Annotated in this window: 12 protein-coding genes; 2 read left to right on the plus strand and 10 right to left on the minus strand. The window is 45.9% G+C overall.

Going from position 1 to position 15,668, the window contains the following annotated elements; genetic code table 11:
• Positions 1 to 123: 123 nt before the first annotated feature.
• Positions 124 to 1,785, plus strand: coding sequence for a dihydroxy-acid dehydratase (ilvD, locus tag MmiEs2_RS01380; protein WP_316560216.1), 1,662 nt, complete (start codon positions 124 to 126; stop codon positions 1,783 to 1,785).
• Positions 1,786 to 1,841: 56 nt separating this feature from the next.
• Here ilvD and MmiEs2_RS01385 read toward each other — a convergent pair whose 3' ends face one another.
• The 3 genes from MmiEs2_RS01385 to MmiEs2_RS01395 are packed head-to-tail and all read right to left on the minus strand — an operon-like array spanning position 1,842 to position 7,657.
• The gene (locus MmiEs2_RS01385; RefSeq protein ID WP_316559650.1) at positions 1,842 to 5,390 is read right to left on the minus strand and encodes an AAA family ATPase; all 3,549 of its coding nucleotides are present in this window, start codon (positions 5,388 to 5,390) and stop codon (positions 1,842 to 1,844) included.
• The gene (locus MmiEs2_RS01390; RefSeq protein WP_316559651.1) at positions 5,387 to 6,907 is read right to left on the minus strand and encodes a metallophosphoesterase; all 1,521 of its coding nucleotides are present in this window, start codon (positions 6,905 to 6,907) and stop codon (positions 5,387 to 5,389) included. Before MmiEs2_RS01390 ends, MmiEs2_RS01385 begins: the two co-directional genes overlap by 4 nt.
• Before the next feature lie 54 nt (positions 6,908 to 6,961).
• Positions 6,962 to 7,657: a PHP domain-containing protein gene (locus MmiEs2_RS01395; RefSeq protein ID WP_316559652.1), complete on the minus strand. Its 696-nt coding sequence runs from the start codon at positions 7,655 to 7,657 to the stop codon at positions 6,962 to 6,964.
• A gap of 190 nt (positions 7,658 to 7,847) precedes the next feature.
• Between MmiEs2_RS01395 and MmiEs2_RS01400 the strand changes: the two genes are divergently transcribed.
• A complete protein-coding gene (locus MmiEs2_RS01400; RefSeq protein WP_316559653.1) occupies positions 7,848 to 8,312 on the plus strand; it encodes a hypothetical protein in 465 nt (154 codons plus the stop codon).
• A gap of 318 nt (positions 8,313 to 8,630) precedes the next feature.
• Here the strand turns inward: MmiEs2_RS01400 and MmiEs2_RS01405 are convergent, their stop codons facing one another.
• The 7 genes from MmiEs2_RS01405 to MmiEs2_RS01435 all read right to left on the minus strand — a co-directional run bounded on the left by MmiEs2_RS01405 (position 8,631) and on the right by MmiEs2_RS01435 (position 15,444).
• The gene (locus tag MmiEs2_RS01405) at positions 8,631 to 10,403 is read right to left on the minus strand and encodes a ribosome biogenesis/translation initiation ATPase RLI (protein ID WP_316559654.1); all 1,773 of its coding nucleotides are present in this window, start codon (positions 10,401 to 10,403) and stop codon (positions 8,631 to 8,633) included.
• A gap of 112 nt (positions 10,404 to 10,515) precedes the next feature.
• The gene (locus tag MmiEs2_RS01410) at positions 10,516 to 10,974 is read right to left on the minus strand and encodes an EMC6-like membrane protein (RefSeq protein ID WP_316559655.1); all 459 of its coding nucleotides are present in this window, start codon (positions 10,972 to 10,974) and stop codon (positions 10,516 to 10,518) included.
• Between the two features lie 242 nt (positions 10,975 to 11,216).
• Positions 11,217 to 12,440: an ethanolamine utilization protein EutH gene (locus MmiEs2_RS01415; RefSeq protein ID WP_316559656.1), complete on the minus strand. Its 1,224-nt coding sequence runs from the start codon at positions 12,438 to 12,440 to the stop codon at positions 11,217 to 11,219.
• Positions 12,441 to 12,627: 187 nt separating this feature from the next.
• A complete protein-coding gene (locus tag MmiEs2_RS01420) occupies positions 12,628 to 13,752 on the minus strand; it encodes an MBL fold metallo-hydrolase (protein ID WP_316559657.1) in 1,125 nt (374 codons plus the stop codon).
• A gap of 124 nt (positions 13,753 to 13,876) precedes the next feature.
• Positions 13,877 to 14,491 carry an orotate phosphoribosyltransferase-like protein gene (locus MmiEs2_RS01425; RefSeq protein WP_316559658.1) on the minus strand — a complete coding sequence of 205 codons (615 nt, stop codon included), beginning with the start codon at positions 14,489 to 14,491 and terminating at the stop codon, positions 13,877 to 13,879.
• 102 nt (positions 14,492 to 14,593) lie between these two features.
• The gene (locus MmiEs2_RS01430) at positions 14,594 to 15,109 is read right to left on the minus strand and encodes an NOB1 family endonuclease (RefSeq protein ID WP_316559659.1); all 516 of its coding nucleotides are present in this window, start codon (positions 15,107 to 15,109) and stop codon (positions 14,594 to 14,596) included.
• Between the two features lie 17 nt (positions 15,110 to 15,126).
• Positions 15,127 to 15,444, minus strand: a complete 318-nt coding sequence (locus tag MmiEs2_RS01435) for a DUF6951 family protein (RefSeq protein WP_316559660.1) — start codon at positions 15,442 to 15,444, stop codon at positions 15,127 to 15,129.
• Positions 15,445 to 15,668: the final 224 nt, after the last annotated feature.

The raw sequence follows: 15,668 nt of genomic DNA on the forward strand, positions 1-15,668 counted from the left end.
TTCGGGCGGTCGGCAAACGCAATAATTTTAATACTCTTCTGTTCTTTTTTCTATTCATTCTTCATTATTTCAAAAAATTTTAAAATTTCAAAATATAATCAGGCGACAATTATGACAGCAATTATGAGAAGCGATAATGCGAAAAAAGGACTTGAAAGAGCCGCCAACCGCTCTTTGCTGAAAGCTTTGGGACTCACGGATTCCGAAATCGACAAACCGTTTATCGCGGTGGTCAATTCCAAAAATGAAATCGTTCCGGGGCATATTCATTTGGATAAAATCGGCGAAGCCGTTAAAGCCGGCATTCGAAATGCCGGCGGCGTTCCGTTCGAATTTCAAACCATCGGCGTTTGCGACGGCATCGCGATGGGTCATGCCGGCATGCGCTATTCACTTCCGAGCCGCGAATTGATTCAGGACACGATTGAGGTGATGGTCCGCGCGCATCAGTTTGACGGCATGGTTTTGATTCCGTCATGCGACAAAGTTGTTCCCGGCCATTTGATGGCGGCGGGCGAATTGGACATTCCGGCAATCGTTGTGACCGGCGGTCCGATGCAGCCCGGTTTTGCCGACGATTCTGAATTGGATTTAATTTCCATGTTTGAAGGCGTCGGCGCCGTTAAAAACGGCGACATTTCCGAAGAAAAATTGAAAATGCTTGAAGACAACGCCTGTCCGGGCTGCGGCTCTTGTTCCGGCATGTTTACGGCGAATTCTATGGCGTGCATGACCGAAGCGCTTGGGCTTTCGCTTCCGGGCTGCGCGACGGCACCGGCGGTGGACGCGAATAAAATTCGGTTGGCGAAAGAATCCGGCGAGCGGATTGTCAAAATGGTCAAAGACAGCGTTACCGCTCGAAAAATCGTAACGGCAAATTCATTTGAAAACGCCGTGATGACGGACATGGCAATCGGCGGCAGCAGCAACACGGCGCTTCATTTGCCGGCGGTCGCAAATGCTTTCGGGATCGATTTGACGCTGGATGATTTCGATCGTCTCAGTAAAAATACGCCGCATTTGATTTCGCTGCGCCCGGCCGGCTCTTGGTTTATGACGGATTTTGACCGCGCGGGCGGCATTTACGCGATTTTTGAAAGACTCGGCGACCGCGTTTTCAAAGATGAAGCGACGGTGACGGGCAAGACTGTCGGCGAAAATCTGAAAAGCCGCGTTTTGGTGAATCCGAAATTCAATCAAAAAGTGATTTCAACGGTTGACAATCCGGTTCACAAAGAAGGCGGCATCGCCGTTTTGAAAGGCAGCCTCGCGCCCGACGGTTCGGTCGTTAAACAAGCGGCGGTCAGCGAAAAAATGATGAAGCATACCGGTCCCGCCCGCGTCTTTGACAGTGAAGAAGACGCGATGGCCGCGATTATGGACGGCAAAATCGTCGCCGGCGATGTCGTTGTCATTCGCTATGAGGGACCGCGCGGTGGTCCGGGAATGCGTGAAATGCTCTCGCCGACGGCGGCGATTGCCGGTCTCGGTTTGATTGAGTCGGTCGCGCTTGTGACAGACGGCAGATTTTCAGGCGGCACACGCGGTCCTTGTATCGGTCACGTTTCTCCCGAAGCCTCGGAAGGCGGTCCGATCGGTCTCGTTGCTGACGGCGATCTGATTGAAATCGACATTCCGAACAGAAAACTTAACGTTTTGGTCGATGAAAAAACGCTTGATGAGCGCCGCAAAATTTTCAAGCCGGTCGAAAAACCTGTTGACGGTTACCTGAAAAAATACAGAAGAACGGTACACTCGGCCAATTCCGGCGCGATTGTCGAATAATTAAAAACAGTTGAATACGAAAAATAATCAAAGCCGAAATCTCGGCTTTGATAAAATTAAACCACCGATGACGCGTTTGTCAGCGGATCTTTTTCTATTTTGAAATTCACGTCGGCCGAATCAATCAATGATTCGTCGTGAGAGACGACAATGATTTGCCCGACACCGTCTTTTCGCATGTGTTCAATCAAATTGATGAGCTGGCGAACATGACCGCTGTCCAGGAAAACAGTCGGCTCATCGAAAATGAGCGGCGGAAGCGATGTCTTTCCCGTGCTGTTTTCACCGAATCCGAGTGAAAGAAGGCGATAAATCGCGCAGCGAAGCGCCAGATTGAAAATTGCGCGCTCACCGCCGCTGAGCTGTTTGGGCTCCAGCGTCGATCCGTCTTTTTCGTGAACTTTTAAATTGTAATCGCTGTCAAGTTCCAGATGAGAATAAGCGTTGTTTGAATAAATGAAATCAAACATATCGTTGAGAAGGCGGTCAAGCGCCTTGATATTTTTCATTCGCATTTCCGAGCGGATACGCAAATACATCTCTTCCAGAACGGAAACGTCTTCTGACACGAAAGACAAAAAGAGAAGTTTGTTTCGAAGAGTTTCCGCTTCTTTTTCATAATCGGAAAGCATGGAAATTTCATTTCGGATTTGGCCGGTTTCTTCTAAAATTTTCATCCTGTTCGCGTCCCATTCGGCGACGGATTCCGAAACGGCGCGGATTTGATCGGAAAGCCGCTGCTTTTGATCGGCAACGGAAAGCGCACCGCTTTCACCGTCTGCGCTGCTGCCAAGTGCGTTTTCAACTTTTTCTGTCAGCGCCCGGATTTTGATTTCTTTATCGGCAATTTGTTTTTTATAATTGTCAACGGCTTTGTCCTGTTCCGCCATCGTTGTCCGGCGCCCTTCCAAAACCGCTTTCAGCGTGGATTTTTCATTTCCAAAATCCGCCAGCGCGTCAATTTTCGCGCGAAGATTTGAAATCAAAACATAAATCTTGTCTGCCGTCCCATCTTTCGCTTTTGCCTGAATCATTTCGACATTGATTTGATCGGCTTTTGCTTTCAATTCGGTCAACACCTTTTCAGCCGTTTCTTTTTGAGTTTCGAGTTCGGCAAGGCGGTTTTTGGACTCTTCGTTCATTTTCTTTTCGGCTTCAAGCGTTTTGTATTCCATCAAAACGGCGTTTGCAGCTTCCGAAAAACTTTTCTCTCGTTCTGAAAGCAATTCCAACTTTTCGCGGCGCTTATCGTTTTCTGCCAAAAGGTCGGCCAAGCGCGCGTCAATTTTCGCCAAATCCTTTTTGCGCGCGTCACAGAAAACGGAATGCTCAACCTTCCGCGCATTCAGCGCGGTTTTCTGCTGTTCGATTTCTTCCAAATCTTTGCGGAATTTTTCAATCATTTCCGCTTTTCCTTTTTCCTCGGCGCGGAATGTATTCATTTCCGCTTTAATTTGTTCAATCTTTTCATCAATTTGAGAAATTTCTTTCAAAACAGCCGCCTGCAAATCCGCATCGGCTTTAAGTTTTAAAAGCTCTTTGAGGCGCGTTTCGATTTCGGTCCGCTGCTTGATCTCGTCATCCGTTCCGTGTTCGGGATGCGCCGCATCCGCCAAAACCGCCTGACCGCATGTCGGACATTTGCCGGCTTTTAAAAGCTCCTCTTTCTTTAAAACCGCCTTTTGAATCTCTTTATCGCGCGATTCAAGCGCCGCGCTTTCCGAAATGAAAGATTCTTTCTGCGCCGACAGAAAATCATACGCGTCCGTCACGTCTTTTGGTAAAATATCATTTAATTGATAACGCGACGGCGGAACGGTTTCTTTTAAAATCAATGCGGCCGCCGTTTTTTCGGCGCGCTTCGCGTTGTGCATTTCAAGCAAAGCCGTGTAATCGGAAATCAGTTTTTTCTTCTTTTCAAACTCCGCGGATTCGTTTTTCAAATCAAGCGTCGTTTTTTCCTTTTCCCCGTCCAATCTTCTTAGATCTTTTTCGGTCTCTTCAATACTCTTTTCTTTTTCCTCAAGCTCGCCTTTGATAGACGCTTTCTTTTTCTCTTCTTCCGTCATTCGCGCTTCTTCGCCGCGAATTTTATCGGAAATGTATTTCTCAAGATTTTCAATATCCGATATCATCATTTTCCAGGAAGATTCATCAGCCGGACGCGGCAAATCTTCGACTTTAACAACATTGGAATAAAACGAAATGTCGCAAACGCCGGAAATGCAATCGGCAGCGGTTTCAGCCGAATTTTCAACAAAACTTTCGGCCGAACTGTCAATCTTTACCGCTTCCGAATCTTTCAGAAGAACGGCGTATAATTCGTCAAACAATTTCAAAAAAGCCGTTTTTTCCGCGTCGGCTTTTGAAAGCCCGCCCAAAACGGCAGCGTCAGCCTTCGAAACGGCCGAAACCTGTTTTTCAATATGCGCTTTCAGATTTTCCGAATTGGATTTCAAATCCGTGAGATCCTTTTCCTTTTGCAGAATTTCTTTCTCAGCTGTGTCCTTTCGAACATTAATAATATCAACTTCCTTAGACGCCGCATGTTTCGCGTCAAGCGCGCGGCTCTCTTCTGCGCGGACGGAAAGCGAAACGGATTCGAGATTTCCGTCGTCGCCATTGATTCGAAGCGACGGGAAATCGGTGCTCAAAAAGGAAGCGTCGTCCGTATTTTTAAATCCGTTAATTTCCGGGCGAAGTTTGTCGGATGCGGCGGCGATTTCCGCTAATTTTTTCTCGGCGGCCAGGACTTCCGAAAGCGATTTCTCGCGCCTTTCAAGCTCGGAAGCGCATTGCCGATCCAGCTCAGTGGATTCCTTTTTCAGCGTTTCAATTTCCGCCTTATCCGTTTCGATTTCCTTGATTTTGGCATCTAAAAGCGTCAGGTCACTTGAAAGTTTTTCTTTCTCTTCATTTTTCTTTGCAATCGCCGCGTTGATTTTATCAATCACTTCCAAGCGGCGGTTTAATTCTTCATGTAAATTTTTAGAGCGCAGCCGGTCAATTTTTTCCGCCGCGGCATTTTTTCTTTCGTTTTCGGATCTCAAAACCCTTGAAACCGCCGTTTTTGCGCTTTGCGTCCGCTCGCGATATTCTTCCAATTTGCCGAGGCGCAGCAAATCATCAATCATTTGCTGGCGGTCTTTGGGTTTTGCGTTAATGAGCGCGTCGACATCTCCCTGTCGGATGTAAGCACAATTTTGGAAATTTTTCTCATCCATATTCAGCAAATTTTGAATCGCTGCGTACGTGTTTTTAGATTGCTCGGCAATAATCTCGCCGTTTTTTCGAAGAATGGATTTGGAATTGTTCGCGCCGCTTTTCGTCGCCCGATAATGCTGCTCGATTTGGTAATCCTCGCCGGCATGCTCAAAATCCAAAATAATGCAAGCCTTCGCGCTGTCCTTTCGAATCATATCCGGAATCTGAAGCGCCGTTCCTTTCAAAACTTCGCCGCCGAAAATGCCCATGAAACAGGCTTCCAAAATACTGGACTTGCCGCTGCCGTTCACGCCTGAAATCACGGTGACGCCGTCTGGAAAATCCAAGTCCAGCGTTTCGTAACTGCGGATATTTTCAACATGCAGATGCTTAAATTTCATTCGGATTCCTCCGCGCCGAACATGTCGCCCAACGTATATTGCCGCGGCCTGCTGTTCGGTTTTTCTTTTTGGGAAACCGGCTTTGATTCGGGTTCCGTTTCGGGAGACATTAAATTCTCCTCCGTTTCATCGGTTTGATTTGAAATTTCGTTGTCGATTTTTGTTTCTTCGACGGGCGTTTCCTCGACTGAAACCGCTTGCTCGGCGGCATTCCGGTCAATCAAGCCGGCCGTTTCGATTAAATCATTTACATCAATTTGATTTTCATCAGTCGATTCATCCTCGTCAAAATAAACGCTGTCGCGTCTGAATTCGTCTTTAAAATCGTGATTTCCTAAATATTCTTTTAATCGGTCTTCGGAAACGTCGGCAACATTCGTTTTTGTGGTTTCGGAATCGCGGATAATGCTGTCCAAAAGAAGGCCGGCTTCCGTTAAATTCAATTTTCGAAGCTCCTGCGTCACCACTTCGTCGGGGTCTCTGAAAACGATTTGCTTCACCGAATCGTCTTCGTCCTTTTCCAAATCTCTTTTATCACCGACGCGCGCGACGATTGCGCCTTTGCTTTTGACATATTCTTCAATTTCGCTGATCGGAATCAGTGTTTTCTTAACGCCTGAAAATTCAATAAAAACGACGGCGCCGTTTATTTTTTCGGAATATGAATCAATTTTAGAATAAATTTCATCAATTTGAATCTCTCCGCTGTCATCGCTTTGAACCGGAATTGTCACGAAATCACGTGTCGGAATCGTGCGGCGGGTGATTGAAATGTCCGCGCCGTCAAAAGTCAAAATATTGTACGCGCGCGGCTCGGACTCGGCGGCGCTGCACCGTTCCGTGCTGCCGGGATAGGTCAGCCAAGCGCCGTTGTGCTTAATACATTCGTATTTGTGATTGTCGCCGAGCAAAACCGCGTCAAACGGAATCGGAATGGCGCTTGTAAAATCGTCGCATGAGAGCGGCTGCCCCGGTAAAACCGGGTCGAGCAGTTGGTGAAGCGTCAGCACGTTATAGATCTTTTTACCGTCGCCGCCGTAATTCGGATTCGCGTCAAAAACAGAGAAATCAAAGGCTGCAAGGCGCGGTCCCGAAAGATTGTCAACGCCGTAAAAACGAATTTGGGCACGCGGTCCTTCAACGATTACCGGGTCGCTGCCGAGTCTTTCAGCAAGACCCATCGACTGGAATATGTCCAACCATTGCGTATTTTGTTTTCCTTCATGGTTGCCGACAATTCCCAAAAACGGAATGCCGACTTTTTTCAGCGGCGTTAAAATCGCAATCGTGTCAATTAAATCTTCGATCGTCGGATTGCGGTTATCAAACAAATCGCCTGAATGAATCACGGCATCCATTTCATTTTCAATCGCGTCGGCGATGACTTTTTCAAATGAATCGAAGAAATCCCGGCGCCGGATGTCGCTGTGATATTGGCGCGATCCGAGATGCGTGTCGCCCGTGTGTAAAATCCTGATTTCGGATTTTTCAACCGTGTGAATGGAAGTGTTTTTCATAACCGGCCCTGAAAATGATTTGATTAATTTATGATAATCTATTATTTGAGAATTTTAAAGCTCATGTGTTTTGCCTTTCAATAAAGAATGCGTTCTTCTGACAACATTTTTCTTCATCTGATTAATTACGATTCCTTTCGGCGTATTTTCGCCGGCGGGAACTGTTTTTCCGCGAAGAATCGCATCAAACACGTTTTCGACGGTGTTGACTTCGATGTTGACCAATGTGTATCCTTGCCCGACCAGCTCGGCGATGTGCGCGTCGCTGCCGCCGACTTGCGGCATTCCGAGGCGTTCCGCTTCAGCGCGCGCTTTTTTGTTGGAGCCGTTTGTAATGCATTTGGAATTGAAAGTTTCAGCGGCATCCGCGCCGCTTCCGGCCAAATAGCCGATTCCGTGAGCCGCTTTTCGAAACGGATGCGCGATGATTGAAACCGCATTTAAATCGCGCGCGTAATCGGTTGTTTCTTCCGGCGTCATAAATGAAGGAATTTTCTCGGTTACGCCGAGCACCAAAACGTGTCCTTTGGAGGTGCTGACTTCGGTTCCCGGAATGACGACGAGATTGCCGTATTTGTTTGGATTTTCCCGAACGATTTCGGCGGCTTTAAGCCCGCCTTTCACTTCATCATGGTCGCAGATTGCGATTCCGTTGAGATTTTTATCGGCAGCCGCACGCAAAATGTCTTTGAGCGGCGTTTGGGAATCTCTGGAATATTTGGAATGAATGTGAAAGTCGTATTTGAACATGAGATTGAATTGGCATTCGGGCTATATATTTTTATAGTTTCGCCGGCGTTTTTTCGAGTTTTCAAACGGCTGGTTTTGATTTTGTTGTTCAATACTTTCACCCCGCTTATTTGACCTTTATATGCCTCAAAGATGTTTTTGAATTTGTTCTTAAAATAAAATCGAGAATCAAAATAATTCAGGTGAAATAATGGCAATTGAAATCGGAACGGAATACTCTTTAATAAAAATCAGCGGAGAAAAATATCGCCAAAGCGATTTAAGCGGTTTGACAGGCTCAACCGGCCTGACCGCCGTTGACAGAGGTATTTCATACATTCGTTCCGGTCTTTGCGAACAGGACTTTGAAGAAGAAATTGAAACAATCCGCGCGGCTCAGCCGCTGAAAGCGGATGAATTGATCAGTTTCCACAAAGATCCGGATTACGAAGACGGCATCAATTGCGGATTTGAATTTGAAGATCTCGGTGAACGCGGTTTTGATGATTACGGCAGCGACAAATATGACAGTTTGCTTCCTTACGATTACGAAACCGATGTTGTCGACGTTTTGAATTTGGATGAACAAATCGCCGCGTACGCGGCAAATTCCTGGGAATTCGTCTCCGTCACGGACAACATCATTTTGTTCCAAAGACCGAGATGGGAAGCCTGAATAAATTAAAACAAACAACAAACCTCTAAAATATTGCATTTATCTTCGGCGTTTAAAACGCCGATGATTCCCCGAAAAACGAATTGTGAAAGAAAAACGAAAACAAAGCCATAACTTTGAATAAATGTGTGAAATGAAAGGATTCAAGTTCTTTTTTGCCGGAAGTGTGTGAACTTCCGGTGAATCCTTCCTTTTTTGATTTTAAATTTGTATGTTTTTTATTTTGTTTGCGCCGATGCGAGCAGTCGTGCCGCCACCGCCGCGCGCGAACAGCGCAAATTTAAAAAAAGAATTAAAACCCGAATCGGGTTTTGATGTTTATTCTTCCAAATAATAATATTCGCCTTTTTCTTTTTGTTCGCGGTCCAATCGGGAATCGTAATTATTCACGCGCGGACGTTTTGTTTCTTCGTCACGGCGGAAGGTGATGTCCAAATTGGAAAGGAATTTGTTCATACCGTCTTTCATATTCGTCGGCGCGTTTGCGACACCGCTCTTGGACGGCTCGCCTTCGAAAACGATGAGACGCTGACTGATCATGTCAATCATGTAAATGTCGTGATCGACGACCATTGCAGTTTTGCCGTTGCTTTCGGCAAAGCGCGTGATGACGCGCGTTGCAATCGCGCGCTGCTCAACGTCTAAATGCGCGCTCGGCTCGTCCAAAATGTAAAAGTCGGCTTCGCGGCTGAGACACGCGGCAATCGCGACGCGCTGAAGCTCGCCGCCGCTCAAATCGGTTAAATAGCTGTCATAAAGTTTGTCTAATTTAAGCGGGCGCGCGATTTCCGTTTCATAATAGCCGGTTCCGAATTTATCGGCAACTTCCATCAAAAGATCGCGGACGCGGATTTCAGCGTCGGCTTTGATGTATTGCGGCTTGTAAGAAATGGTGACATCAATGCCGACTTCGCCGGAATCTGGTTCGATTTCGCCGGCCAGAATCTTAACAAAAGTCGATTTACCGGTTCCGTTCGGACCGACAATGCCGAGCACTTCGCCTTCTTTGACGCTGCCGCCTTTGGCAACAAGCGAAAACGAATCACCGAACTGTTTTGAAAACGAATCGTAAGAAAGAATGGTTCGAACGTCTGCGCCGTCTTTTGGTGGGTGCGTTTCAAATCGGATCGCATCGTCGCGAATACGAATGTTTTCTTCGGGCAGATAGCCTTTAATGTATTGATTAATGCCGACACGAACGGATTTCGGCATTGTCATGACACCGTAGCCGGCCGGCACACCGTAAGCGATGTGAACGGTATCGGCAAGCATGTCTAAAATCGCGAGATCGTGCTCGACGACCATAACAGATTTGTTTTTCTCTTTCGCCAAATCCTGAATGAGACGAGCGGCATTGATTCTTTGATAAATGTCAAGATAAGAACTGATTTCATCGAAGAAATAAAAGTCGGCTTCTTTGACGATACAAGCCGCAATCGCGACTTTTTGAAGTTCGCCGCCGGAAAGCGCGCCGATGTCACGGTCCATGATGTCTTTCATTTCCAATTTTTCAATGACTTCATCAAGGCGGCCGCTTGTATTGGCTTTGTTGAGCAAGTCAGACGTTTTTCCTTTGAACGCCTTTGGAATTAAGTCGACATACTGCGGTTTTTGAGAAATTTTTAAATTGCCGGATGATGCGAGTTTGAAATAATCGCCGAGCGCGGTTCCGGAATAGTGAGATAAAACTTTGTCCCAGCTTGTTTCTTCTTCGCCGAAATTCGGAATGAGCGCGCCGGAAAGGATTTGAACAGCGGTACTTTTACCGATACCGTTCGGACCGAGAATACCTGTCACTTTTCCTTGCTGCGGAACAGGCAATCCGTAAAGCGCGAACCCGTTTTGGCCGTAGCGGTGCGTCGGGTATTCCAATGATTCGGGGAGGCCGATAATCATAATGGCATCAAATTGACATTTTTTAACACAAATGCCGCAGCCGGAGCAAAGGGATTCTGTAATGACCGCTTTGCCGTCATCTTCGCTGAAGACGATTGTTTCATCACCCGTTCGGACGCGCGGACAATATTTGTGGCACTCTTTGCTGCATTGGCGCGGCTGACATTTATCTTTATTTAAAACGGCTATTCTCATAATGTTCTTCCTTGAAAGCTCTGTTTTTAGTGAAAATTTAATAAATTTGAAATTGAAATAATGTAATCAAGAGGATAAAATAAAAGAAAAAAGCCGGCAAAGCCGGAATGAATCAAAGAATGTTGGTGTTTAAAAGAATCGTCCAGGTGACGAGACAATAAATCAAAACTAAAAATTGAATGCCGAACCAGTCTTTCCAGTTCAGGAGCTTCATGTCCATTTTAAAAGCCGGGAAGACCAATCTTCTTTGAATGTAGTAAGTAAAAATCATAATGAGCGGAAGAATCACGAACCACGCGTATTTCAAAGGCGTTGATTCGCCTGCCGCAGGCGCTGCTGCTTCAAGTGAGAAGTAACAAACGACACCGCTTAAAATACCGAAAACAGCTGCAACTAATGTTCGAATGAGGCTTTCCCTGTACATTCTTTTCTTTTCTTCGGGCGTCTGCTCGATTTTGCCGCCGGCGCCGATATGGTATTCGGCTTCCACTTGTTCCGCGTCAACATGTTCAAGCTCATCCGGCCCAGTCGAATTTGCCTGATTATTATTCCTCTTAGCCATTTTTTCCATAACTCCGGAAATTTGTAAAAAATATGATATATTTCTTATCTGAAAGTTTGACTTCGTTTATTAATTATTTCATATTTAAAACCGTTGACGATTTTAAAACCAATTCTGATTTTTGAAAAAATATACAAAAACTTGCCGCAACTGTCAGCGCGCGTCACAACCGACAACAGTTGCAGCCCGCCGCGCGCGAATACCTTCGTTTTTAAAAAGGATTGGAATAAACCAATCCTCATTTTGAAAATTCAATCGGTGCCGATTCCTTTCAAAACATTCTTCTTCAAAAGGAAGAGCGTGAGAAGGATTGCCAATATGCCGCCTGAAAGTTTCGCGACGATGACCGGAAACACCATTTCCGTGTTGACGCCGCCGGCGAATGCCAAAACATCGCCGAAAACGAATGCCGCCGAAACCGTGAAAACGACGTTAAGAAGCTTGCCGCGCTGGTCCATGTCTTTAATTTGACCCCAAACCGGAAGGTTGTTCGCCAATTGCGTTAAAAGACCGGCGGAGGCTTCCTGATTGATGCCGACTTTCGCGCCGAATTTGTCCATGACTTTTCCGAGTTTGCGCTTGAGGAATAAAACCATCGGAAAAGCGCCGGCCAAAACGATTGCGATTAAGCCGATGATCAAAAGACCTTCTTCAAGCGGAATGCCGCCCAAAACGGGGTCGTCTTCAACCATCAAATAGAAAAGCGGCAGGCGAATGCCAGTCAAATATTGGAAAATCGCGATTCCCGGACTGATGACCGCAATAAACGTAACGATTTTTCCGAAAATCGCAAAAAGCTTCAGCATCAGACTTTGCTTAACAATCAAACCGATGCCGACTAACACCGCCAGCAAGATGACCGGAAGCGTGTTAATTAAAAGTTCATGAACGGTCAGCGGTGTTGACGTAAAATTCATCATCAAACCACCCAAAAGACAGCCGATCGGAAGCGTGACAATACCTAAAAGAATACCGGTCGCAAAAAGCGGATGATCTTTTTTATCCAAAATCGTCAGCGTGTACGGAATCGTGAAAGAAAGCGTAATGCCCATCATCGAAGCAACAATCAAACCGGAATAGTTGCCGATTGCCGCATTTCCTTCCGCCATTTGAAGCGCCATCGCGTAGCCGCCCATGTCCAGTGCCAAAAGTGATCCCGGAAACATCGCCGGAGACGCGCCGATGGCGTGATAGAATGGGGAGACGATTGGCGAAAGCACCAAAAGAAGGACGGGAGACAACGCGATAATGCCGACAATTGCCAAAGCCAAATCGCCCATCGCCCGAAAACCGCGGTCAAACTGCTCGGCGTAACCCATTTTGCCGCCGCGCAATTTATCGTAAACACCCAAAAGCATAAACAAAGCAAGAATCGTCATAACAATGCTGCTGACGCTTAAACCTGCCCAATACAATGATAAAGAAGATGTAAAAACATCAATATTCGTTAAACTCTCCAAGAGGTCGGTAAACATAAATTCCACTCACCAAAAGCTTTTCCTAAAAATTACACACAAAGCCACACACATAAAAAGAGGACTCACAAAAATACAATCCCCCGACATATTAACCGTTTATAAATATAAAATACATTCCGAAGATAATTCGGCAGGCGCTTGGGAATTTATCGCGGAGTTGTTATTTTGAAGGGGGCAAAAAAATTTATTCGGATTTGAGTTGTTTTTCGTTGCCGACAAGGTTTTGAATTTGGTTGATTGAAAACGCTTTAAATCCGTTTTTTTCAAGATGCTGCGCGAATCTGTCGGTTCGCGGGCTTTTATTCGGATGATAAATGACGGTCAGCTTCGGAGAAATATCTCGAACCATTTGCGTGAGCCCGTCAACGTCTAAATGGTCGCTGAGGCGAATGTTTTCAAAAGGATAATCGGCACGGCAGGTTAAAACATATTTTCGGGTGTCGGCGCCGAAAGAATACAAATCGCCGATCGGGACAATGCAGATTCGGCAATCGTTTTCATCACAAATCTGCGCCGGGGTTTTTATTTCATGGCACAGCGCGGCTTCTGATTCCGAATCTACTTCGGGATTCAAGCCGCCGCCGTTTAAATCAATGAGATTTCCGGCGCCGTCTACGAATTTTTCAGTCAGCGACAGCGTTTTTTTGTTCATCGCAATCGGGCCGTTGTATCCCATGCCGCGGAGAATGGAAACCGCTTTTTGAGATTTTCCGAATTCGTAAGCGCCGAATGCAATTCTGCGCTCGCCGATGTGAGAGAGAACGGCCTGATGGAGCCCGCCAATATCGTCTTTGAAGTAGCAGCTTAAGTCGGCCGGATCACCATAGCTGGCTTCCGTCAGCAAAATATCGCATTTCGGCAAAAACCGCGCGTCTTTGACATCGCCCGTGATAAGGATGCTGTTTCCAAGCGCGTTTTCAAAATAAAAAGCGGAAGATCCGGGCGCGTGAAAAACATCAAACGTTTGAATTTCAACGCCGCAAATCGAAAAACAGCTGCCGTTTTGAAATGTTTGTCCTTTATACGTTTTTTCATATCGAATTTCAAGCGCGTGCGCCGTTTCTTCCGAGCAATATGATGATTCGGAAAGCATCGCCGATTTGCCGTAATGATCGGAATGCGCGTGCGTGATAAGATACGCGTCCGGCGGCGACTGCGAAGACGGAATGCGCGTTGTGTCAACCGCGAAAGTCAGCAGGCGGCCTTCCTTTGATTTAAAACGGATAAATAGATGCGGTTTAATGCCGCCGTTTTCGTTTTGACGGCGAAAAATAACAAAACCCAATTCTGCCAACTCTTTTGAATACACGATAAAACGCCTGCGCTTTTTGAATGACTCAAAAACGCGCCAACCCATTTAAATTTAGCGAAATCAGCAAAAAACAAAAAAGTGAAAACAAACAAAATAAAAAAGAAAATGAAAAGAATCGGACTCAGCCGAGTCTTGTGATTCTCATCATCGCGACGACCGGAACGCCGTCGATTTCGTCAAAGCCGACTTTATCAACCAAAACGGCAACCGCAATCGGCTTTCCGCCGGCGGCTTTGGTTTGGGCAATCACATCGGTTAACGTGCGCCCGGATGAAATGACATCGTCAATAATGACGCAGTTTTTGCCGCGGACATCCGCGAAGTTTCGGGCGAACGCGCCTTTTGCGCCTTCGGATTCGTCGGATTTGATTTTCTTGGAATAATAAACGGTAAACTCAGATTCCATTTCGCCGGCCATGAAACTGGCGACGGGAACGCCGCTTGAAGAAACGCCGACAATCACGTCGATGTATTCCTTTTGTATGACGGCTGCTTCGGAAACCATGTCGCAGAGGATCTGCGCCGTGCAGCGAAGACGCGTCGCGTTCTGGCCGAGCGCGCCCCAGTTCACGGAAATGTCTTTCGGAATCGTTCCGTCAGGGCTCGGTTTTTTGTTGGTCAAAAGCCAGACAACAGTTTCGGTTGAAATGTTCAATTCGTCGGCGATTTGACCGGTTGTCAAGCCGCTTTGCTGCAATTCATCTGCCTTTTGAGACAAGTCTTCGATTTTTTTCATATTAAGGCCCCTTTTTGAGTGGTCTGATTAATTATAATTTTAATTGAATGAATAACGATATATTGTTTCCTTCTATTTAATTTTTAATACTTTTCAGCAGTCTTATATTGTTTTCGGTTTTTGATTCACTTTTTTCTTCATTTTCTTTCGAAGCGGCGACCCGCAAACCGGGCATTCGTCGCCGTCTTTGAAATGCCTGAAACAGCCGATGCATTGTTTTTGCCAAATAATTTGATCTTTTATAACACGCTGCGCCACCGGCATGACGGCAATTCCGAGCCTTGCCGCGATATTCTGAACTGCAAAATCATCGGTAATTAAAACCGCGTCGTCGCCGAGTTTTTCATGATATTCCAAGGCTTTTGCCAAAATTCCGAGATCCGTTCCGGAAAGCTTTTCAATGTCACGCGTTTGCGCCGCCTGCTCTTTAATGCTTTCTAAAAATTCATCTTCGACGGCTTCGACGCGAAGTCCTTCCGCAATTGATAAATCATACCTCAAAGCCGCGTCTTCGCTTTTCATTTCATCTTCGACATGCGGTATTGTCACCATGTCGGCAGCGGTAATCGGGCAGTTGCCCATGATAAAAACGGCGGAGTCCGCGATGTATTTTTTCATGATTGAAATATTGAAATTTATTCGTCGTATTCGATTCGAATCGGGCTTTTGCTTTTGACAAGGCTTTTGGCAATCATGCCGTTTTCCATCCAAACCACGTTCATGACCAGCGTCGGGACAAAACAAGTCGGCGTCAGCGGAAAAGTTTGAAGTTTGGCTTCAAGCGTTTCATTTCGGTTGTCCATGATTTGGTCAATCGGAATGTCAAATTCGGTGCCCCAGTTTTTGATTTTCGGACAAGTCGATTCGATTGAAACGTGTGTTGTTTTGCCTTCGCTTTTGGCCGTCACTTTATTGACATGGCCGCAAATTGTATCCATTGTTAATGTTACCATACTATAACCCTCACTTTAATTTAAACAAACAGTAAAGGCGCTCAGTTTATTTATTGGTATCCTTTTTCAAAGGTGCGTTAATAAGATTCAAATAGAATGAATGACTGTTTGAGAGAATCAAAACAGATTATCCGCAATCGCAAGGTTCATATATTGAATTATTCGTATTGGATTTTCTATTAAACTTCCCTTTACATTTATGCTCTCATGCCGGAAACCGTGCA

Source organism: Methanimicrococcus stummii (genome assembly GCF_032594435.1).
Classification (GTDB): Archaea; Halobacteriota; Methanosarcinia; order Methanosarcinales; family Methanosarcinaceae; genus Methanimicrococcus; species Methanimicrococcus stummii.